Here is a 22,008-nt window from a genome sequence, read left to right as displayed (position 1 = left end):
AGATGAGTACCAAAAGCAAATTGTCAACCTGCTGTAGCCGCAAGCATTCAGGGTACAAAGCCCCCGGATTTATCCGTGGGCTCACTTCTACAATCTAAAATCCCAAATCTAAAATCTAAAATCGATTGACCGAAAACGAGTATCAGCAGCAATTTGTCAAGCTGCTCTGACAGTTTGTATAATTGTTATCAGTAATATTACAGATTTTGCACGCAGGAGGGCGAATGTCTATCAATTTGGAAAAAGGCGGGAGAATTAATCTATCTAAAGAAGCACCCGGGTTGAAAAATGCCGGGATTGGTTTGGGATGGGATACCAATCCTACAGACACCGGGGGGGCATTTGATTTAGATGCTTCCGTGTTTATGTTGGGGGCTACTGGCAAAATTCCCGGCGAAAAATACTTTGTTTTCTACAACAACAAGGAGTCGCCGGACACTGCTGTAATACATCTGGGAGATAGCAGAACCGGAGAAGGATTTGGCGATGATGAAACCGTTACAGTCGATTTAACCAAAGTCGATCCGGCGGTGGAAGAAATTGTGTTTGTGGTAACTATCCACGAAGCAGAATCGAGAAGGCAAAACTTCGGTCAAGTGCGGAATGCTTTTATCAGGATTTACGACACTACTACTAGCACAGAGGTAACGAAGTACGATTTGGACGAGGATTTTTCTAGGGAGACAGCGGTAGAGTTTGGCAGACTTTACAAGAAAGACGGCGAGTGGAGATTCCAAGCTGTAGGACAAGGCTACAATTCCGGCTTGCAAAGCTTTGTAGATAAGTATGCCTGATAAAAGGTCGATCGCTCCCAGCTAATTAAATCGAGGGGAAATTCGGAAGCAGGAATGTTTCCCTCGATTTTAAACAATCAGACTCATGAGGTGATAAACCAGATGGGAATTCAATTAAAGAAGGGCGAAAGATTTAATCTTTCTAAAACATCTCCAACTTTAACAAAAGTTGCGATCGCCCTGGGCTGGGAAATAGCAAATAAACTAAACTTATCCGACTCAAGCCCGCAAAGCTGCGATATCGATGCCTCGGTTTTTGCATTAGGTTCGGACGGAAAAATCCCCGATGAAAGATACTTTGTATTTTACAATAACTCGCAGTCGCCGGACGGAGCGATCGCCCATTCGGGAGATAATCAAACTGGTCAAACTCAAGGAGATGACGAGACAATTTATGTAGACTTAGGAAAAGTAACGGCTGCTGTTGAGGAAATGGTTTTTGTGGTCACGATTCACGACGCACAAGCTAAACATCAAAATTTCAGCCAAATCAGAAATGCTTTTATCCGATTGTACGATCGCGAAACCGGCAGCGAACTAGCGCGCTATGATTTAACAGAAGGTTTTTCTGAAGAAACAGCAGTCGAGTTTGGACGGTTGTATAAAAAAGATGCAGCTTGGAGATTTCAGGCTGTAGGACAAGGATATAAAGCAGGGTTGCAGAGTTTTGTTGACAAGTATCATTCAGAGATTCAACCGCAAGAAAAGCCAGCAAAACGTACAGTAGAACTGCCTAAATTACCAGTTATTGAATATAGCCACAAAAGTCAGAAAGCTATAGCATTAGACAAAAAGCTTGAGGAGAAAGCGCCGCACATTTTCAATCTCGCGAAGAAAGCCGATATCTCGCTCAAGAAAGCAAATCTAACAAATCACAATGCTCAAGTAGCGCTTTGTCTCGATATTTCTGCTTCTATGTCTTCCCTATACCGTTCAGGAAAAATTCAGCGTTTAGCAGAGAAGATTTTGGCTTTGGGATGTCGGTTTGATGACAACGGATCGATAGACATATTTCTGTTTGGAGTCAACCCCCACAATCCCGGTGAAATGTCGATCGACAATTTCTCCAACTTCATCCACCATATACTCCAACAGTATCCTTTAGAAGGAGGTACTTACTACGGTAAAGTGATGAAGGAAATTAGAAAGTTCTATTTTGCTGATGGTCGCGGTAGCAGGCGCTACGCAGCTATTAAAGCCGATCGACCTGTCTACGTGATGTTTGTAACTGATGGAGAAACTGCGGACGAATCGGAAAGCAAGCAGCAGCTACAATGGTCGTCCCACGAGCCGATATTTTGGCAGTTTATGGCGATCGGCAAGTCGCAGAAAGATGTCAAAAGTCAGGGAGTTCGCGGGTGGTTAGCAAGATCCGTAGCGAGCGATTTTACATTTTTAGAACAGCTTGACGAAATGGGCGATCGCTACCTAGACAACGCCGATTTCTTCAGTTTAGAAGACCCGGAACATATTGCCGATGAGGAATTATACGATTTGTTGACAGCCGAATATCCGCATTGGGTAAAATCAGCACGAATCAAAAATCTCTTACCCTAGAAACAGCTTTTCCAGGCAAACAAAATGCTAGCTTAGGGCAATCATTCAACTTCACAATAAACCTTACAAAATCACAAAACTATGGCTATCAACTTGACAAAAGGACAATCGATCGTTCTCAGCAAAAGCGAATACGACTTGTCCAGACTAACAATGGCTTTGGGCTGGGATGTTGCACAAGCTAAAAAAGGTCTTTTCGGCCGCAGCAGCGGTGCCAATTTTGACTTAGATTCCTACGCTCTGCTGCTGGGCGAAAATGGCAAAATAAAGAACTACAAAGAGGATGTAATTTATTACTCTCATTTGGAGTCAAAGGACAAAACAGTTGTTCACTCAGGCGACAATCTCACGGGGGCTGGAGACGGAGACGACGAACAAATAGTGGTGAAACTGAGTTCTTTGCCTGCAGAATATCACAAAATTATTTTGGGCGTAAATATTTACGATGGAAAAGAGAGAAAACAGCATTTCGGCCTGGTAGAAAATGCTTTTGTGAGAGCTATAGATGCCGCCGGGAAAGAAATCGCTCGCTATCGCTTGTCAAATGACCCATCTTATGAAGGAAAATTAAATATGTTGATGGGAGAAGTTTATCGAGAAGGCGGCGAGTGGAAGTTTAAGGCTTTGGGAAATCCTTTGGCTGAGGATATGAACGGTGTTGTCGGTTCGTTTATGCGGTGATATTAAAAATGTTTTTTTAACCGCAAATAAAGGCAGATAAACGCAGATGAAATTCCATCTGCGTTTATCTGTGTTAATCCGCTGATATCTGCCGTTAAAAAATCCCCATGTACTTATTAGACATCGGCAAAAAACCTACTCCAATCAATCTTTGACCGGCCGCATTGTCGGGAACATGACGGCATCTCGGATGCTTTGAGTATTAGTTAAAAGCATCACCAATCTGTCTACGCCGATACCCATTCCCGCACAATTAGGCATTCCCAAAGATAGCGCTTGAATAAAGTCTTCATCCATTGGATGCGCTTCGTCATCGCCGGCATTTTTCTGTGCTAGCTGTTCCTCAAACCGCTTTCTTTGCTCTTTCGGATCGTTCAATTCTGAGAATCCGTTTGAGTATTCTGTACCGTTGATAAACAGCTCGAAACGTTCTACAAATCCGGGCTTGCTGCGATGTCCTTTTGCTAAGGGACTGACTTCAACAGGATAGTCGATGATGAATGTAGGTTGAATTAGTTTGGGAACAACTAATTTGTCAAAAACTGCATAGAGTAAGTAGCCCAAACTCTGTTGTTCTAACTTAGACAGGTGCAATTCTAGTTTGCTTGCAGAGGCGATCGCACTTTCCAAGTCCAAACTGTCAAAATCCAGCCCAAACTCGTCTCTGACAGCTTCTACCATCGTTTTGACTTGCCAGTGTTTGCCGCTGAAACCGGGATATTTTTCGCTGTAGTCGAACTTGCGTTCTAAACTAATCGTTTCCCCCTGATTTTCAATTTCTTTGACATCCCCAAATACCGCCGCCGCTGCGAAACATATCACGTCTTCGACAACTCCTAAAATATCGAAAACATCAGCATAAGCTTGGTAAACTTCCAAAGATGTAAACTCTGGATTGTGGGTGCTGTCAATCCCCTCATTTCTAAATGCTTTCCCTAGTTCAAATACTCGCTCGAAACCGCCGCATATTGCTCTTTTCAAGAACAATTCGGGAGCAACTCGCAAATACAAATCTACCTCCAAAGCATTGTGGTGAGTGATGAATGGCTTAGCAGCAGCACCGCCGTAAATAGCTTGCAGTGTCGGGGTTTCTATTTCGTAAAAATCGGCTTGCCACAGATAAGAACGGATGCTTTGAACGATGCGGCTTCGCAGCATAAAACGGTTGAGAGCATCTTGGTTGCTAGCCAAATCCATTTCGCGGTGGCGGCGGCAAACTTCGGGGTCGTTAATTCCGTAATAAGCATCGGGAAATTGAATGGTAGCTTTTGATAAAAGCTTTAATTCCCTCACTAAAATAGAAAGTTCTCCCCTGGGGGTGCGGCAGCCGATACCTTCGACGCCGACAAAATCGCCGACATCGAGCAATTTTTTAATTTGTTCAAAGCTCAAACCGACTTCGCCTATGACGATTGCTTTCTCGATTTTGAGTTGAATTTTGTCTGTGGCGTCTTTTAAATCGATGAAACCAATTTTGCCGCTGTCTCGCTTGGAAGTGATGCGGCCGGCTAATCGCAGGGAAATTTCTTCGGGGTCACTTTCTCCGTTTGCGAGTTCTTTTCCCGGCTGACTAAATATTTCGCGAACTTGCTTGGCTGTGTGCGATCGCGCGTAGGATTCACTGGGATACGGTTCTATGCCTTGCGATCGCAGTTCGTCTACTTTTTGACTGCGGACTTCGGCTTCACTGAGAGTCATTAGTTATTGCCTGATTAAAATTACAAATATCTGACATCTTGCACTATTCTGGCGCTCGTGCGATCGGGCGGCGTCGGAGCAACGCCCGACAAGAAAATTCTCTCTTTGTGGAACAGGCATCTTGCCAGTTCGTGACAAAACTGCAAGATGTCAGAAACACCAAACTCTATCATAACAGGGCTGCTTTGAGAGCCAATTTGCCAAATAATAAATTACACCCTCTCGTAGCCCGATCGCACAGAGCCGCACTCGCCCTAGAAATATCTCCGATCGCAAATTGCGATCGACTGCACAAAGCGACCGAAACATTAAAAAATTAAGTTGTCTGTCGATCGCAACTGGTGAGATGATATGTAGTGCAGCCTCACGGCAGTTCCACAGAAACTGAACAGCAGAAACGCGAGCGATCGAACTCGGCTGATCGCACCTCTGTCAGAATCGACCACACACACTCTCTCTTAACATATAAAAACCAGAATTATGGCTGTTGCAACTCAATCACTCGAAGAACTCTGCATCAACTCTATCCGCTTTTTGGCCATCGATGCGGTAGAAAAAGCAAAATCAGGACACCCGGGACTGCCGATGGGCGCTGCCCCTATGGCCTTCGTGCTGTGGGATCGGTTCATGCGGTTCAACCCCAAAAACCCCAAGTGGTTTAATCGCGATCGCTTCGTCCTCTCCGCCGGCCACGGCTGTATGCTGCAGTACGCCCTCCTGTACTTGACAGGCTACGATAGCGTCACCCTCGACGACATCAAGCAATTTCGCCAGTGGGAATCCAGAACCCCCGGACACCCCGAAAACTTCATGACCGAAGGCGTAGAAGTTACCACCGGCCCCCTGGGACAAGGAATTGCTAATGCCGTCGGTTTGGCAATGGCAGAAGCTCACCTCGCTGCTAAGTATAACAAGCCAGACCACACAATTGTTGACCACTACACCTATGTCATCATGGGTGACGGCTGCCACATGGAAGGCGTTTCTGGCGAAGCTTGTTCTTTGGCCGGACACCTCGGACTCGGCAAATTAATTGCCTTGTACGATGACAATCACATTTCTATTGAAGGCGACACAAGCTTGGCCTTTACTGAAGATGTCGGCAAGCGTTTTGAAGCTTACAATTGGCACGTTATTACAGTAGACAATACCGCTCTAGACGAAGATACTAACCTAGAAGCAGTTCACAAAGCTATTGAAGAAGCCAAAAAAGTCACGGACAAACCGTCCATGATTAAAGTCCGCACCATCATTGGTTACGGTTCTCCCAACAAGCGCAATTCTTACAGCGCTCACGGTGCTGCTTTGGGTGGCGATGAAGTGAAAGCAACTCGCGATTTCTTGAAGTGGGAACACGCACCGTTTGAGATTCCTGATGATGCTTTGTCACACTTCCGCAAAGCAGTCGAACGTGGCGCTCAATCTGAGCAAGAATGGCAGAAAGCTTTTGATGCTTATAAAGCAGCATATCCTGCAGAAGCAGCAGAATACGAGCGCACGGTTGCTGGCAAACTTCCCGAAGGTTGGGATCAAGTTTTGCCGACATACAACCCGGAAGATAAGGCAGATTCGACTCGTAATCATTCTGGAAAATGTTTGAATGCTTTGGCAGGTGTCTTACCTGAATTGATCGGCGGTTCCGCTGACTTGGCATCTTCTAACATGACTTTGCTCAAGGGTGAAAAAGACTTCCAAAAAGGTCAATACGAAGGACGTAACCTGCGCTTTGGTGTGCGGGAACACGGCATGGGTGCGATCGCCAACGGTATGGTACTGCACGGCGGTTTAATTCCTTACTGCGCAACGTTCTTGGTATTTGCTGACTATATGCGGGGAGCAATTCGCCTCTCGGCACTCTCGGAAGCTGGAGTTATTTATGTAATGACTCACGACTCCGTAGCTTTGGGCGAAGATGGCCCGACTCACCAACCCGTGGAAACTCTCGCTTCTCTGCGCGTAATTCCCGATTTGTTGGTAATGCGCCCTGCAGATGGTAATGAAACATCCGGCGCTTACAAAGTGGCAGTTGAAAGCCGCACCCGCCCAACTTTAATGGCTCTGTCTCGTCAAAACCTGCCTAACTTGGCTGGAAGTTCGATCGAAGGAACGGCCAAAGGCGCTTACATTTTGTCCGACGACGGCGGCACTCCCGACATCATTTTAATCGGCACCGGCGGCGAAACATACCTCTGCGTTGATGCCGCTGAAAAATTGCGCGCCGCAGGCAATAAAGTGCGGGTAGTTTCGATGCCTTGCTGGGAATTGTTCGACTTACAAGATGCCGCTTACCGCGAATCTGTACTGCCAAAAGCTGTTACTAAACGCTTGGCAGTTGAAGCGGCTGCTAGCTTCGGCTGGGGACGTTATTTGGGCTCCGAAGGCGACAGCATCAGCATCGACCGATTCGGCGCTTCTGCACCGGGCCCTGTTGCTTTAGAAAAGTTTGGCTACACCGTTGAGAATGTGGTAGCTAAGGCTCAGGCGCTGTTGGGTTAATAGCACCAGCATAATTTTGGTGGGGCGGGCTTCTGGCTCGCCCCATTTTTTATAAAATTAAACCTGTTTAAAAAAGAATGCAACAGTAGACAAGCTCCAAATCCATACAAAATCAGTCATTCCCATTTATTTAATCTAAAATCTCAAATCTAAAATGGTATTAGTCCTAGACGCACGCTTTCTGAGGAAACCCGGTTTTGCCAACGAGGCATCTACGAAGAAACCTGGTTTGTAGCCCCCCGTGCGTCCAGCACTGTATATTTCAGAAATTTGAGATAAGTTATAAGTTATTGGGTTAAATTTCCCATTACCCCTTCCACATTCCCAATTCTATTTATGATTTGGAACTTTTTAAATAAGCTGTTATTCACCGGAAATTATATTCCTCACGGCCACTGTTACCTTTGGCAGCGAGAGTTAGTCGCGCTCCACATAGTGTCAGACTTTATAATTGCCCTGGCTTACTATTCAATACCGCTATCGCTAATTTATATTATCACTCAGGGAAAAGACTTGCCCTTTCGCAACGTCTTTTGGCTGTTCGCAGCCTTTATTATCTCCTGTGGCACTACTCATCTAATGGAAATTTGGACGCTTTGGCATCCTGTTTATTGGGTTTCTGGCAGTCTGAAAATTATTACCGCCGCGATTTCTGCTTACACAGCTTTTTCATTAATTCCTTTAGTTCCCCAAGCATTAACTCTCGTCACTCCAACTCAGTTAGAGATGCTCGCTCGAATACTGCAAAAAGAAATCATTGAACGCCGAAAAACAGAAGCTTGCTATCAAACTTTAACTGAAGCTTCGCCGGTAGGAATATTTTATGCAGACGCTTTAGGAGACTGCTTGTATGTCAACGAGCGCTGGTGTCAAATTTCGGGAATAGCCTGCGATCGAGCTTTGGGTAAAGGGTGGTTGCAAGCCATTCATCCAGAGGACCGCCAGCGGGTTTTTGCTGAATGGTATAGCGCCGCGCAGGAGAAATTGCCGTTTAAATGTGAGTACCGCTTTCAAGGCATTAATCACGATAAAATCAGTTGGGTATTCGGTCAAGCTGTCGGTATAATCGGAGAAAATGGGGAGGTTAAAAGTTATGTTGGTACTATTACTGATATTACAGAACGCAAGCAGGTAGAAGCAGAAAATCGACTCCTCCATGAAACTCTGGAACATCGAGTTGCTGAGCGCATTGCTCAAATCGAAATTTCTCACCACTCATTGCCAGAAGAAATAGCCTACCGACAAAGAATTGCGATTACTTTGTTGGAATTGACGCAACTGCAAAATGCAATTCTTAACAGCGCTCACTACACAATTATTTCTACAGAGCCCGACGGTACAATTAAAACATTTAATCGCGCAGCACAGAAACTTTTAGGCTATTCCCCCGAAGAAGTGGTGGGGAAAGTCACGCTAGCAATAATTCACGATCCTGTGGAGTTCGGTAAAAGAGCTGAAATTCTTTCTCAAGAATTGGGAGTAAAAATAGAGCCGGGAATGGAAGTTTTGGTTGCTTTGCCGCGCCGGGGAATAGCTGACGAAAATGAATGGACTTACATTCGCAAAGATGGTTCGCGGTTTCCGGTGCAATTGTCGGTGACTGCCTTATTTAATCCTGAAGGAAATATCACTGGTTTTTTGGGTATCGCTCAGGATATTAGCGATCGCAAACAAGCTGAAAAAGAGGTGCGCGACCTCACCAATGCCATGCAAAATACTGTGGAAGGCATTTCACGGCTAGATATTGAGGGACGCTACGTGAATGTTAACCGAGCTTACGCTCATAGATGCGGTTACGAACCAGAAGAAATGCTCGGCATGAGATGGCAGCTCACCGTACATCCGGGCGATGTTGAGATGATGCTCTCAGCTTATCAGGAAATGGTAATTTCTGGTAAAGTAGAACTTGAAACTAGAGGTGTGCGGAAAAATGGCTCGTTTTTTTACAAGCAAGTAACAATGGTAAAAGCTTGCGACGAACAAGGGATATTTAACGGCAACCACTGTTTTATGAAAGATATCACCGAGCGCAAACTAACGGAAAGAGCGTTGCAGGAAAGCGAATTTAAGTACAGACAAATAGTTGAATTAGCAGAAGAAGGTATTTGGGTAATTGACAGCAATTCCCTCACGACTTACGTGAACCACGCAATGGCGCGAATGCTCGGCTATACTGAATTAGAAATGTTCGGGCGGTCGCTTTTTGATTTCATGGACGAACAGGAAAAACCACAAGGTATTGATAATTTCGAGCGGCGCAAGCAAGGTATTGGTGAACAACACGAATTTAAATTCAAAAGCAAGGACGGCAAAGATATTTGGACTGATATGTCTACCAGTCCAGTCATGGACTCCCAGGGTAATTTGCTGTCTTGTTGCGCCTTGGTTTACAACATTACAAGCCGCAAAGAAGCCGAGCAGCAAATGCTGCAACTTACAGAAGATTTGAAGCGTTCCAACGAGGAATTAGAACAATTTGCTTATGTGGCTTCCCACGATTTGCAAGAACCGCTTCGAGCCGTTACCAGTTACACTCAATTGCTGGCCCAGCGCTATCAAGGAAATTTGGACGAACGCGCAAATAAATATATTAATTATATTGTCGATGGCGCTACCAGAATGCAACAGTTAATTAACGATTTGTTGGCGTATTCGCGCCTGGGAACGAGTGGTCAGGAGTTTGAGGAGGCGGACTGCAACGCTGCTGTGAAGCAAAGTTTGTCTAATTTGCAAATTGCGATCGCAGAAAAGAAAGCGGTCATCACTTGGGACGCGATGCCAACCGTGATGGCGGATGAATTTCAACTGGTGCAATTATTCCAAAATTTGATCGCCAACGGTATCAAATTTTGCCGTCAAGATACCCCGTTGATTCATATCGCTGCTGGTAGGCAAGAGAGCGAATGGCTGTTTAGCGTCCGCGATAACGGCATTGGCATCGATCCGCAGTATGCCGATCGCATTTTTATCATTTTTGGGCGCCTGCACTCCCGCCGCGAATATTCCGGTACAGGCATAGGTTTGGCGATGTGCAAGCGAATTGTTGAACGCCACGGCGGGCGCATCTGGGTGGAATCTCAGGAGGGAAAAGGAGCGACTTTTTACTTCACTATTCCTATAATTAGTACCTGAAGACTAAAAATTCAATTTTTTTTTATAATCAATAAGGATACCCCGGTTATGAGCGATCGAAGCAGTGTTAAACCCATAGAGATTCTGCTGATTGAGGATTCTCCCAGCGATGCCGATTTGGCAATAGAAGCTCTCGGCCAGGGTAAAATATTGAATAACTTGCATTTTGTCGAAGATGGAGTCGAAGCAATGAAGTTTTTGCGCAGAAAAGAACCCTATCTCAGGGTACCCCGTCCCGACTTAATTTTGCTTGATTTGAATTTGCCCAAAAAAAGTGGCGTAGAAGTGCTAACAGAAATTAAAACCGACCAAAGTTTAAAACTAATTCCAGTAGTGATTCTCAGCACTTCAGCCGCCCAAGAGGACATTATCAAGTCCTACTCGCTGCACGCCAACTGTTATATTACCAAGCCAGTAGATTTCCTACAATTTACTAAAGTAATCAGGTTAATTGAGGAATTCTGGCTGGCAGTCGTCCAACTTCCTTTAAATTAAACGAAGAGATACTTTGCCGATCGGCGATATAAATTTTTTTAAATGTCTTGACATTCTGCAGGTGGAATATCCGCCCAGCGATGCTGATACCAGTAAAAAAAAATGCCACTGTAGGCCCGCGATCCCAACCCTGGTTGCGATCACTGATTTCCCAATCTAAAATCCTTCGACTGATCCCTCATGCCGAAGTCTTAAATCTTAAATCTCAAAAGGTATGACTTGGCTTTAGAAAGTGTGGCGTCAAGCAAATTTTTTAACAAGTTGCACAATAATGGAAGATGGGGTGCGAGCAATTAATTTTTTAAATCAATAAGGTTTGTATGTGAACTTAGACCCTCCCGATTTAATTCTGCTTGACTTGAATTTGCCTAAAAAAAGTTGTTGAGAATTGTTGCGAGAAATTAACTCAGCACCCAAGTTAAAAATGATTCCGGCGGTAATTATGACAACCTCAGCAGCGGATGAAGAGAGTCTCCAGCCTTATGCCCTGTTAGCCCGGTGCTGCATTCCTAAGGCTGTCGATTTTAGTCAAGTCGCTAAGCTGGTAAAATGGATTGAGGATTGGTGGCCGGTGGTGGTGACAGTTCCCAAATAATAATTTTCAAGTTGAAAATGGCAAGGGAAAGCAAAAAAGTTTAACCTGAGATGGGTAGAGAGAAAATTTTACAGTCACAAACGTATAAGCTATGTGGATTAAGATTCTGTTAGTAGAAGACAATCCTGCTGATGCTGATTTGCTTGCAGAACTGTTAGAAGTATCTGTGGGCGTCCAGTGGGAACTGGTGTCTGTTGAGTTCCTGCATGAGGCGATCGCACAACTGTGTAAACAACCCTTTGATGTAGTTTTGCTCGATCTTTCTTTGCCGGACAGCCGCGGTTTGGAAACCCTAACTCGCCTGCGAGAAGTTGCCCCGGATACGGCAATGGTGGTAATGACAGGCTGGGACGATGAGGCGATCGCACTTGAATCAGTTCGCTTGGGAGCTCAAGATTACATTGTTAAAGGTCAAATTACTACTCAATTATTAGTGCGGACGATCCGCTACGCGATCGAACGATCTCAAACATTTCAAATGCTGCGAGAAAGCGAGCGGCGTTTTCGGGCGATTTTTGACTCTTCGTTTCAGCTAACAAAGCTGCTGACTCCCGAAGGAATCGTGCTAGAAGTGAACGAGACAGCCCTCGATTTTGCCGGATTGCGATCGGAGGATATTGTGGGTCTGCCGATTTGGGAAATGGCGATTTGGGGTCAGTCGCAACAGGTTTGCGAACAATTGCAATGCGCGATCGGCAAAGCAAGTCGTGGCGAGTTTTTCCGCAGCGAAATCGACTTGTTAGCCAAAAGTGGCCAAATTGTGACTGTTGATTTCTCACTGAAACCTGTTAAAAATGAGACAGGACAAGTTTTGCTCCTGATTGCTGAAGCCCGTGACATTAGCGATCGCAAACGAGCAGAAGCCGAAATTCTCAAAGCACTCGCACGAGAAAAGGAACTTTCAGAACTGCGAGCTAAATTTGTCACAATGGTTTCCCACGAGTTCCGCACCCCCTTGACAACCATCCAATTTTCGGCTGGATTGCTGCAAGATTACAGTTTTCAGTGGTCACAAGATAAAAAAGCTACTCATTTTGTGCGGATTCAATTAGCCATTAAACGCATGACAGAGTTATTAGAAGATATCCTCGTAATTGGCAAAATCGAAGCAAATACCTTGCAGTTTCAACCGATTTCCTTAAACCTCGAAAAATTTTGCCGTCAACTGGTAGAAGAGCAGCAGCTCAACGACAGCAACCAACACCCGATAACCTTTCAACATGAAGGTGGCAACTGCGACGCTCAAATGGATGAAAAACTCCTGCAGCAAATATTGGGAAATGTCCTCTCCAATGCCCTCAAATATTCTCCTGTCGCCAGTACAGTTTGCTTGCATCTCAAATGTCAAAACAAAGAAGCTGTTTTCCAAGTTCAAGACCAGGGTATCGGGATTCCTCAAGCCGATCTAGAGCGGATATTAGAAACTTTTTACCGAGCTACCAATGTCGGCACTATTTCGGGAACAGGTCTTGGTTTAGCAATTGTGAAAAGGGCTGTGGAGCTTCACGGTGGCCAACTCGCGATCGATACTCAAGAAGGAAAAGGCACAACTTTCACTATTACCTTGCCTTTAATTTGCGCTAGCATATAACAACTGAATTATAGCAGAAGGCAGAAGGAAGTTCAGCAACAGATTTGCTTTCTTCGGGTGTAACGGATATAACCGAGGTCACCAGGAAGGAAGAAGAAGGCTTTAGTTATCTAGGAGAGAAGGAAAAAGCAATCGACCGCATAGGCAAAGGGCTATTAAGAACGTCCTCAGCGTCTTGGCGGTTGCTATATCAACTAAAAACATCCGCAGGTTAAGGATCGATTAACTTCATAAATAAACAAATTTGTCAACTGTCTGAACGCAGGTTTTTTAAAAAACTACTAACTAAAAGGGGCAATAACCGTGGCAAAGATTTTGGTAATTGAAGACGAAGAATCGATTAGAGAAAATATTTTAGAGTTGCTCGAAGCCGAGAATTTTGAAGGAATTGGAGCTATTAACGGCAACGCCGGCATCAAACTGGCGATCGAACAAATCCCAGATTTAATATTGTGCGACATGATGATGCCGGAAGTTGACGGTCACTGCGTCCTCAAAGCTTTGCGATCCGAACCTCTGACTGCCACAATTCCGTTTATTTTTCTCACCGCAAAGGCCGATAAAAGTGACGTTCGCACGGGCATGGAACTGGGAGCAGACGATTACATTACTAAGCCTTGTACGCCGCAAGAACTGCTCAAAGCAATTGCTATTAGACTTGAAAAACAGAAAACAATTAGCAGGCAATCTCAAAAAACGCTAGACGAATTGCGCACCAACATTAGTATGTCCCTCCCCCACGAATTGCGGACTCCTTTGAATGCAATTATGGGTTTTTCCGAGCTGATTTTGTCAGAATATCATGTCTTAGAGGAATCAGATATCTTAGAGATGATCGGTCAAATCCAAACTTCCGGCCATCGCTTGTACAGGCTGATTCAGAACTTTTTGCTGTATGCAGAACTAGAGATAGCAGCCACAAATCCCGAACTGCTAAAGGAGATGCGCAATAGCGAATTTAGCTGCGTAAAATCTTTGCTGACTCAAAAAGCGCAGCAGCAAGCGAAACACGCGAATAGAACAGACGATTTACAATTAAATTTGCAAGATTCGTCGGTGGCTATGGATGCTATCAGACTCACAAAAATTGTTGAGGAACTATTGGACAATGCCTTCAAATTTTCTTTAGAAGGAACGCCGGTTTTCTTAAGCACTTTGGTGGAAAACCAGACTTTTGTTCTATCTGTAAAAGACCAAGGCCGCGGCATGACGGCCGATCAGATTGCACACCTAGAAGCTTACAGACAGTTCGATCGCAAACTTTACCAACAAGCAGGTTTAGGATTGGGTTTGGCTATCGTTCAACGCCTTGCAGAATTGCACGGAGGAGGATTTAAAATAGAAAGTTTGCCGCAGCAAGAAACAATAGTTTGCGTTTTCCTGCCTGTCTAAACAATGATTAGACCAGTTTCAAAAAAGAAGACAACTGTAGGCAAAGTCCAAATCCTTATGGAATAAATCATTCCCAATTATACAATCTAAATCTAAAATGGTATTATGCACGAGCGATCGCCCCTTTCAGACACCGCTGCATATAAATTTGAGCTACCTTATCCTTAGGGTTGATTTCCAAGCACGCCGAAAACAATCTTTTAGCTTCGACACACCTGTCACTATTGTAGAGTACCAAAGCTTGCTCAAAGATTGTCTTTGTCTCTAACTTTTTCAGTCGTAACTCTGCCGGATCGGCCGAAAATACTTCATAAACTGTTACCATTCGCGATTTGCCTTTAACTTTGACGCGATCGATCAACCTAAAATCATAAATATCGTTCAACTGTATAAAAGTATTGTGAGTAATTAACATCGAAACTCCATACTCTTTAGTCAAACATTCCACGCGGGAGGCTAAGTTTACCGCATCGCTAATCACCGTGCTGTCCATCCGGCTTTGGCCGCCAACCGTGCCTAACATTAAAGAACCCGTATTGATTCCAATGCCAATTTGCAGCGGCGGGCGATCGGGTCTATTGCGACTAATATTATACTCGTTAAGGTGTTCTAGCATAGCAATTCCAGCTTTCACAGCATTGTCAGCACTGCCATCAAACAGCGCCATAATCGCGTCGCCAATGTATTTATCAATAAAACCAAAATTGTCAGTAATTGCAGGTTCCATCCGCGACAAATAAGCATTAATAAATTGAAAATTTTCTTCAGGATTCATTGTCTCAGAAAGAAAAGTGAAATTGCGAATATCTGAAAACAGCACAGACATTTCTTTCTGTACTTGATCGCCTAATTTTACTTCCAGAATACTTTCATATCCCAGAAAGTGGAGAAATTCGTGCGGCACAAACCGCCCGTAAGCATCTGTTAATTTTTCTTCCGCTGCTAAAGCTTTTTCCAACTCGTCTGTGAATTGGCGGCGCTCGGTTTCTACCTCTTGACGTTCTGTGATGTCTTGAAAAGCGGCGATCGCGTAAACTATGTTTTTCCGTTCGTCGTAGATTGGAGTAGCCCAAACCTCGATCGGCACACTCCGATCCGACCCGTGAATTTCTAGATCGTCCATACGCACAAATTCTCCCCGCAACGCCCGAATAATCGGTTGGCGATCCCTCGGATACAATTGATTAGTTCCAGCGTCGTAAAAATGATAAGCTTCTGGAAATTGCTCAGTAACCACATCAGAAATTAAACCTTGGGCTAGTATCCTTTCGCCCCAAGAATTCATATAAAAAGGTTTACCCTCACCATCCACAACAAATATTCCCACCGGCATCGCTTCCAGGAATTGAGTCAATCGGCTTTCGCTTTCTGACAGCGCCTCGTTTAACTTTTCTTCGGCGGCCAAAGCTTTTTCTAAATCATTAGTAAACTTGATTCTTTCCACTTCCACCTGTCTTTGCAAACTAATATCCTTAGCAAAACCCTGATAGTAAAGCACTTCACCGTTAGCATCACAAACTGTGCGCGCATATTCAGAAATCCAGATAATGCTGCCATCTCGACAGTAAACCTGAGACTCAAACTCACACAGAGTACCGTGCTGTTTCATCAGCGCCAGAAACTCTTGACGGCGGTTTGGTTCCACGTACAATTGCTGCTGAATATCATTAATACTTTCTATCAATTCTGACGCGGAATCATAGCCGTAAATTTCCGCAAGAGCAGGATTAGCACTAATAAAAAGTCCCTCTGGCGTCGTCTGAAAAATACCTTCTAGAGCATTTTCAAATATCCCGCGATACTTCTCTTCAGCTTGAATTAGCGCCGCTTCAGCTTCCTTGCGTTCAGTTATGTCACTAAAAGCAATAATCGCATAGGAAATGTCGCCTGTAGAATCATAAATTGGAGTCGCCCAACTCTCTACAGGAATAATCTTATTAGCTGTACGAATTTCTACACTCTCAGTCCGCACATTTTCGCCCCGAAGTGCCCGCATAATTGGCAAGTCTTCCACGGGGCATCTCTGATTAGTTCCGGCTTTATAGAATTGATAAATTGCTGCTTTTTGCTCTGAATTAATATGCGGCACAGTGCCTTTGCCAAATACATCCCGCGCCTTCTGATTAGCGTAGAAAGATTGCCCGTTTGCATCAAGTACACACACGCCCAAAGGGATAGCTTCTAAATATTGCGTCAAGCGACTTTCGTTTTCATGGAGTTTGGCAATCAGCATTGCCTGCTTGCGGCTTAATTTTACCAACTCCTGATTCATTTCCTGAAGTTCTCTTTGTTTTTCAGCTAATTGTTTATCTTGAAAATATCTATATATTGCCTCAGTAACAGTTAATTTTAAGTCATCACATTGCCAAGGTTTAGGTATGTATCGGTACAATTTAGCATAGTTAATAGCATTGGCTACCGCCTCCAAATCTGCCTGCCCTGTCAGCATAATCTTGAGACAGTTTGGCGAGATAGCATGAACGTTCCTTAATAGTTCGTCTCCTTTCATATTAGGCATGATATGATCCGAAATAACCAAAGGAACTTCATACTGTTCTGCTAAAAGTTCTGACAGCAACTCTAAAGCTTCTTCGCCACTTTGGGCCGTTTCAATTAAATATTTATCTTCAAAGGCTTTTAGCAGGTCTATTTCCAGACTATCGAGTATAGTCTGCTCATCATCAACACAAATAATGACGGGTTTTTTCATAAATTTGCTAAACCAGAATTAATCGCTTCAATTAATTCTTGATTTTCCCAAGGTTTTTGTATAAAAGCATGAAGATTTGCTTGAATTTTTGTTCGTTCGATTGCTTCTTTGTCTGCTTGTCCCGTCAGCATCACTTTCACAATTTGCGGATATTTTTGATGAATTATAATCAGCAGTTCATCTCCTTTCATTCCGGGCATCAACCAATCAGAGACAATCACTAGAATGTTAACATCAGCTTCACATAGCTCTTCAATAATCTCTAGGGCTTCGGCCGCACTTTCAGCAAATTCGCAAATATATTTACCGTTAAATGCTTGTTGCAGTTCAATTTCCAGACTTTCCAATACCCCTACTTCATCGTCAACGCACAAAATTGCTGGTTTAGACATCGCTAGTTTCCTTCTTTAGTGTGGCAGAGTCAACCCCGATGGGTAAGCACACCGTTTTCCAAATTTTACATCCCGCACCGTTAGACTGCAAATTTTTAGCCCCAGACTTCAGTCTGTGGCGCTTTACCTACTCCTGCTCGGTTAAATTAATCGGCAAAGAGACTGTAAATGATGTTTTACCGGGCACGGACTCCACATCAACTCTACCTTGATGTTTTTCAATTATTTTTTTGACAATATCCAATCCCAACCCGCTGCCTTCTCCCGCAGGTTTGGTAGTAAAAAACGGCTCAAAAATTTTCATAAAAATCTCTGGTTGAATCCCCTTACCGCTGTCAGTAATTTTTACCAGGATATTGGTATCTTGCTCTACCACGTCAAGTGTTAAAGTTCCTTGATTGTCCATCGCTTGTAAGGCATTGTGAATTAAATTTGTCCAAACTTGATTGAGTTCGTCGGGATAACACAGTACCGGAGGCAATTGAGCTTGATACTTTCTGACGACTTCTACACCCTGCTTTATCTGGTTCTGATAAAGAGTTAATACAGTTTCAATTCCCTCGGTAATATTCACCTGTATTTTTTCCCCATTTACATCGTAACGCGAATAATTTTTTAGGGCAAAGACGACTTTTGCAGCGCGTTCAGTAGCGGTAGCGATGGTTCGGGCGCTTCTGTGAATGCTAGCAAAGTCATAGGCTGTTTTTATAATATTTTCGCTGTCAGGGTCTTTGAGCAACGGCAAGAATTGTTGCAGATTTCCCTGCAATCCGATATTGACTAAAATGCTAGCAATGCTGTCAGCATTGTCAATCCCTTCCGACTCTAATTGCTGCTTCACGTCTTTTTTCAAGCCCCGTTTTTCTCGCGTAGATAAAGAGTAAGTTTGTTGGCTGGAACTGTACATCAAACTCACGAAATCCTGCTGGCGTTCGGTTGACAGTTCTTTGAAAAAAACTGGCAAACTTTCGAGATTGTTATCCAAAAAGCTGGTAATATTTCCAATAGAGGATCGAATCGCCCCCAGTGGTGTATTAATTTCGTGAGCAATGCCCGCAATTAATTGCCCTAAGGCAGCCATTTTTTCTGATTGCACTAATTGACTTTGAGTAGCTTGCAGTTGCTCTAAAGTAACAGTCAGTTCATCGTTTTTCTGTTGGAGCTTTTTTTGCAACTGGCAAATTGCTAAATGGGTTTCTACCCTAACTAGAACCTCTTCCACGTGAAAGGGCTTGGTAATATAATCTATCCCGCCCACAGCAAAAGCTTTGACTTTATCTAGTACGTCATTAATCGCGCTAATAAAAATCACCGGAATGTCGCGAGTGCGTTGATCAGCTTTGATTTTTTCGCAAACTTCGTACCCATTCATTTCGGGCATCATAATATCCAGCAAAATCAAATCGGGAGGCATACCTTTTGCCGCCGAAAGCGCTAACTCGCCGCTAGGTACGGGGCGGACTTTATAGCCCTTGCCATTCAAAATTCCGGCTAGGAGGCGCAAATTAGCTGGGGTGTCGTCAACTACTAAAATATTACCGCGATCGGTGCTGAGAAGGTCGTTATTCATGTGATATTGTTTGAGAGATTAACTTTAAAACTTTGTCGTACTCGAAATTTTCTATACAATTCGCGATCGCACCAGCCGTTACAGCATCTTTTAATCGAATTTGCTCGATAGAGCTATCAATTAAATCCATATCAGCATTCAGTATCGCCAGCTTTAAATCAGCTACCAGCGAGTCAGGCAATTTCACGAAATCAGCCGCAGTCATTGCGCGATCGCCCTCTTTGATGCCCAATAAATTAGCTTGACCCGGATCTTCATAAAGATAGCGCACTCCGATATGTTTGTGCATAGCATCAAAAATATCCGCTTCCCGGAAAGGTTTCCGCATAAAAGCATCGCAGCCCGCCGATAAAATAACTGCCCGTTCTTCCTCCAAAACGCTCGCAGTCAGTGCAATTATCGCCGTAGCTTGACCTTTAATAGTGGTTTTAATGTATTGCGTCGCTTCGTAGCCGTCCATCACGGGCATTCTCATGTCCATCCAAATTAAATGCGGTTCCCAAGTGTCCCAAATCTCAATAGCTTCTTGACCGTTAGTAGCTTCTTTCAGTTCAAAACCCAGAGGATGAAGGATTTTAATTAACAGTTGGCGGTTGAGCGGTTTATCGTCTACTATCAAAATTCGATAGGTGTGTTGGTTTGGTTCCAGGGCAATAACATTGCGGGTCGGTTTTCGGCTTTCAATATCAGCCGCATCGACCGCAATAACTTGAAGATCAAACTTAAAATTAGTTCCCTTGCCAACAGCAGAACAGACACTCATTTCGCCGCCCATTAATTCCACAAATTTGCGGCTAATTGGCAATCCCAAGCCTGTACCTTCTTGCGAATCTTTGCCTGTCTTGGTTTGCACAAAAGCTTCAAAAAGATTGTCTAATTCATTGGTGGCAATACCGGGGCCAGTATCTTCGACTTCAAAATGGAGGAAGAAGGAAGAGGCAGCTTCTGCTTCGTCATGTTGGGTTGCAAAAATTGCGTTTTTAGATTGATTTAATTGGGAAACTTCCAGATTATTACTGGCGGAAACTTCTCTATTATTTAATGATCCTGAAAGATAAAATTTTTCCCCTTCTCTATTCTGATTTCTGCCTGACAACTGCTTGCTAACTCTGACCGATACACCGCCCTCCTCGGTAAATTTAAGAGAGTTATTGAGCAGATTAATTAAGATTTGACGCAACTTTAAATCGTCAGTTTCTACGAATTGCGGCACCTCGGTACTGCGCTCAAAAACTAACTGCAAATGCTTGTCATCTGCTTTGAGTTGAAACATATCTTCCAAGTCGTTGAGAAGGCGATAAAGGTCGATTTTTTTTTGATTGAGGGTAGTGCGCCCCGATTCAATTTTAGATAAATCTAGTACGTTATTAATCAGGGTGAGTAGGTGTTCTCCGCTGCTGCTAATTATGCTAATATTTTCTTGATGTTCTGGAGATAGAGTTTGGCTGCGAGTCATCAGTTGGGAAAAGCCGAGAATTGCATTGAGAGGCGATCGCAATTCGTGGCTCATGTTAGCAAGGAAGGTGCTTTTAGCTTGATTTGCTACTTCCGCTTTGTCTTTAGCTACAGCCAATTCCGCCGTCCGCTCATGCACTCGGTGTTCTAAAGTTTCAAAAGATTGTTGCAGTTGTTGAGCCATGCTGTTAAATGACTTGGCTAATTCCCCCAATTCGTCGGAGCGTTCGCTTTCTACTGTTTGGTTCCATTCACCTTTAGCAATATTTTTGGCTGCTGTATTTAAGCTCAAAATAGGATTTGTCACCCACCGAGAAGTCAGAATGCCGATCGCCACAGCTACTCCTAAAGCTGCAAAACAAAGCAAAACCGCTGTGCGGGTATTGGCATCGATTTCTTTGGTGAAATCTGCTTCGGGAACAACTACTACAATCAGCCAGTCTAAACCTTTGCCGTCTTGGAACGGTAGGACTTTTAAAAGTTGTCGCTTGCCATCTATTTCAAATTCCAATAACTCTGATTTTTTAATTTGGTTTAATTGGTGAAACTGTGCACTCAAATATTTAGCTGTCGCTTCAGTAAAAGGGTTGCTGCTTTCTTCCACTTTAAACAATAGTTTTTTATTACCTTTGGTGCGAAAGGGTTTTTCGGTGGTGGAAGTTGCTAACAAAGTACCCTGGCGATCGATAATAAATGTTTGACCGGATTTGCCAACTTTGAGACTGTTGAGAAATCTCCCAAGATGGTCGAGACGCAAGGCAGCACATAATACTCCTTCTAGCTGATTTTTTTCGCTGTATACTGGTTGGAGAGCGTTGATAATTAATGTCGGTTCTAGTAAGGAAACAAAAACAGAACTCCAAGTTGGTTTACCTGATTTTACTGCACTTTTGTACGCAGGATGCTGTCGGTTATCAAAGTTTTTGACCACGGTAACAACTGTAGTGCGATCGCCGTTTTTATCTGTATTATAAGAATAAAAATTTAACCCCGTAGATTTCTCTATCACATTAATCGTTCGGGAACCGTTAGACAGTTGTTCACCGGATCTATAATCTCCGTTCTCGTTGCCAACGGAGGTATAATTGATATAGGGATATAATTGTACTTGCCGCAAAAGATATTTCTCCCAAGCTGATAAGTTTTCCATCTTTAACAACCCGAGCTTGACAGCATCCAGCTTAGTTTGATTGATTTGATGGGGAGTTTTAAGGTAAACTTGCAGGTTTTGCTCTACACGCAAACTCACCTCGTTCATTAACTGACTGGCAAGGTTATTAACTGCTTTTTGTCCGTTTCTAAAAGACAGATATCCTACGAGTCCCACGGCTCCCACGATTTGCAGTATAAATGGAACTATGAGAACAGTTCGCAGCGGTAATTTGTCTAAAATTTTAGAAACCATAAAATTGAGAGGTTTGGTGAACTTAGTCTAGAACCGTATTTGCAC

General features: G+C 43.7%; 16 protein-coding genes. 10 read left to right on the top strand and 6 right to left on the bottom strand.

The genetic code is table 11. The features are described 5' to 3' along the window. Positions 1-224 precede the first annotated feature (224 nt). The 3 genes from QUA54_RS19420 to QUA54_RS19410 all read left to right on the top strand — a co-directional run bounded on the left by QUA54_RS19420 (position 225) and on the right by QUA54_RS19410 (position 3,032). Positions 225-794 (top strand): TerD family protein, encoded by a 570-nt coding sequence (locus QUA54_RS19420; RefSeq protein ID WP_333415908.1) that lies wholly within the window; start codon positions 225-227, stop codon positions 792-794. A gap of 102 nt (positions 795-896) precedes the next feature. Continuing rightward, entirely contained in the window at positions 897-2,351 is a 1,455-nt protein-coding gene (locus tag QUA54_RS19415) for a TerD family protein (protein WP_333415907.1), read from the top strand. A gap of 81 nt (positions 2,352-2,432) precedes the next feature. Beyond that, positions 2,433-3,032, top strand: a complete 600-nt coding sequence (locus QUA54_RS19410; RefSeq protein WP_333415906.1) for a TerD family protein — start codon at positions 2,433-2,435, stop codon at positions 3,030-3,032. 144 nt (positions 3,033-3,176) lie between these two features. Here the strand turns inward: QUA54_RS19410 and lysS are convergent, their stop codons facing one another. Then, the gene (gene lysS, locus QUA54_RS19405; RefSeq protein ID WP_333415905.1) at positions 3,177-4,730 is read right to left on the bottom strand and encodes a lysine--tRNA ligase; all 1,554 of its coding nucleotides are present in this window, start codon (positions 4,728-4,730) and stop codon (positions 3,177-3,179) included. Between the two features lie 38 nt (positions 4,731-4,768). Between lysS and QUA54_RS19400 the strand changes: the two genes are divergently transcribed. Continuing rightward, on the top strand, positions 4,769-5,050 hold the full coding sequence (locus tag QUA54_RS19400; protein ID WP_333415904.1) for a hypothetical protein: 282 nt from the start codon (positions 4,769-4,771) through the stop codon (positions 5,048-5,050). On the opposite strand, the gene QUA54_RS19395 is transcribed toward QUA54_RS19400, so the two are convergent. Next, positions 5,039-5,176: a hypothetical protein gene (locus QUA54_RS19395; protein ID WP_172186377.1), complete on the bottom strand. Its 138-nt coding sequence runs from the start codon at positions 5,174-5,176 to the stop codon at positions 5,039-5,041. The genes QUA54_RS19400 and QUA54_RS19395 overlap by 12 nt on opposite strands. Positions 5,177-5,210: 34 nt before the next feature. Between QUA54_RS19395 and tkt the strand changes: the two genes are divergently transcribed. The 6 genes from tkt to QUA54_RS19365 all read left to right on the top strand — a co-directional run bounded on the left by tkt (position 5,211) and on the right by QUA54_RS19365 (position 14,431). Next, on the top strand, positions 5,211-7,226 hold the full coding sequence (gene tkt, locus QUA54_RS19390; RefSeq protein ID WP_333415903.1) for a transketolase: 2,016 nt from the start codon (positions 5,211-5,213) through the stop codon (positions 7,224-7,226). Between the two features lie 336 nt (positions 7,227-7,562). Further along, entirely contained in the window at positions 7,563-10,358 is a 2,796-nt protein-coding gene (locus QUA54_RS19385) for a PAS domain S-box protein (RefSeq protein WP_333415902.1), read from the top strand. Positions 10,359-10,406: 48 nt separating this feature from the next. Further along, positions 10,407-10,853, top strand: a complete 447-nt coding sequence (locus QUA54_RS19380; protein ID WP_172186380.1) for a response regulator — start codon at positions 10,407-10,409, stop codon at positions 10,851-10,853. A 442-nt stretch (positions 10,854-11,295) separates the two neighbouring features. Further along, positions 11,296-11,448, top strand: a complete 153-nt coding sequence (locus tag QUA54_RS19375; protein WP_333415901.1) for a hypothetical protein — start codon at positions 11,296-11,298, stop codon at positions 11,446-11,448. 91 nt (positions 11,449-11,539) lie between these two features. Beyond that, positions 11,540-13,039 carry an ATP-binding protein gene (locus QUA54_RS19370; RefSeq protein WP_333415900.1) on the top strand — a complete coding sequence of 500 codons (1,500 nt, stop codon included), beginning with the start codon at positions 11,540-11,542 and terminating at the stop codon, positions 13,037-13,039. Positions 13,040-13,342: 303 nt separating this feature from the next. Then, complete coding sequence (locus tag QUA54_RS19365; protein ID WP_333415899.1) at positions 13,343-14,431, top strand: response regulator; 1,089 nt, start codon at positions 13,343-13,345, stop codon at positions 14,429-14,431. A 103-nt stretch (positions 14,432-14,534) separates the two neighbouring features. On the opposite strand, the gene QUA54_RS19360 is transcribed toward QUA54_RS19365, so the two are convergent. The 4 genes from QUA54_RS19360 to QUA54_RS19345 form a co-directional block, all read right to left on the bottom strand. Continuing rightward, positions 14,535-17,141: a PAS domain S-box protein gene (locus QUA54_RS19360; protein WP_333415898.1), complete on the bottom strand. Its 2,607-nt coding sequence runs from the start codon at positions 17,139-17,141 to the stop codon at positions 14,535-14,537. Beyond that, entirely contained in the window at positions 17,138-17,533 is a 396-nt protein-coding gene (locus QUA54_RS19355; protein ID WP_333196301.1) for a response regulator, read from the bottom strand. Before QUA54_RS19355 ends, QUA54_RS19360 begins: the two co-directional genes overlap by 4 nt. Before the next feature lie 127 nt (positions 17,534-17,660). Further along, positions 17,661-19,103, bottom strand: coding sequence for a response regulator (locus QUA54_RS19350; RefSeq protein WP_333415897.1), 1,443 nt, complete (start codon positions 19,101-19,103; stop codon positions 17,661-17,663). Then, positions 19,096-21,963 carry an ATP-binding protein gene (locus tag QUA54_RS19345; protein ID WP_333415896.1) on the bottom strand — a complete coding sequence of 956 codons (2,868 nt, stop codon included), beginning with the start codon at positions 21,961-21,963 and terminating at the stop codon, positions 19,096-19,098. The genes QUA54_RS19350 and QUA54_RS19345 overlap by 8 nt, the downstream gene beginning before the upstream one ends. Between the last annotated feature and the right edge of the window lie 45 nt (positions 21,964-22,008).

This window comes from Microcoleus sp. MOSTC5 (assembly GCF_036701825.1).
GTDB classification, from domain to species: domain Bacteria; phylum Cyanobacteriota; class Cyanobacteriia; order Cyanobacteriales; family Microcoleaceae; genus Microcoleus; species Microcoleus asticus.
This window is presented reverse-complemented; position numbering and strand designations above follow the sequence as displayed.

What these genes read in the sequence shown, in the direction of transcription:
- QUA54_RS19355 (WP_333196301.1), bottom strand. Translation starts at nt 17,533, where the DNA reads ATGTCTAAACCAGCAATTTTGTGCGTTGACGATGAAGTAGGGGTATTG.
- lysS (WP_333415905.1), bottom strand. Translation starts at nt 4,730, where the DNA reads ATGACTCTCAGTGAAGCCGAAGTCCGCAGTCAAAAAGTAGACGAACTG.
- QUA54_RS19410 (WP_333415906.1), top strand. Translation starts at nt 2,433, where the DNA reads ATGGCTATCAACTTGACAAAAGGACAATCGATCGTTCTCAGCAAAAGC.
- QUA54_RS19380 (WP_172186380.1), top strand. Translation starts at nt 10,407, where the DNA reads ATGAGCGATCGAAGCAGTGTTAAACCCATAGAGATTCTGCTGATTGAG.
- QUA54_RS19420 (WP_333415908.1), top strand. Translation starts at nt 225, where the DNA reads ATGTCTATCAATTTGGAAAAAGGCGGGAGAATTAATCTATCTAAAGAA.
- QUA54_RS19375 (WP_333415901.1), top strand. Translation starts at nt 11,296, where the DNA reads ATGACAACCTCAGCAGCGGATGAAGAGAGTCTCCAGCCTTATGCCCTG.
- QUA54_RS19385 (WP_333415902.1), top strand. Translation starts at nt 7,563, where the DNA reads ATGATTTGGAACTTTTTAAATAAGCTGTTATTCACCGGAAATTATATT.
- QUA54_RS19350 (WP_333415897.1), bottom strand. Translation starts at nt 19,103, where the DNA reads ATGAATAACGACCTTCTCAGCACCGATCGCGGTAATATTTTAGTAGTT.
- QUA54_RS19360 (WP_333415898.1), bottom strand. Translation starts at nt 17,141, where the DNA reads ATGAAAAAACCCGTCATTATTTGTGTTGATGATGAGCAGACTATACTC.
- QUA54_RS19345 (WP_333415896.1), bottom strand. Translation starts at nt 21,963, where the DNA reads ATGGTTTCTAAAATTTTAGACAAATTACCGCTGCGAACTGTTCTCATA.
- QUA54_RS19370 (WP_333415900.1), top strand. Translation starts at nt 11,540, where the DNA reads ATGTGGATTAAGATTCTGTTAGTAGAAGACAATCCTGCTGATGCTGAT.
- QUA54_RS19415 (WP_333415907.1), top strand. Translation starts at nt 897, where the DNA reads ATGGGAATTCAATTAAAGAAGGGCGAAAGATTTAATCTTTCTAAAACA.
- tkt (WP_333415903.1), top strand. Translation starts at nt 5,211, where the DNA reads ATGGCTGTTGCAACTCAATCACTCGAAGAACTCTGCATCAACTCTATC.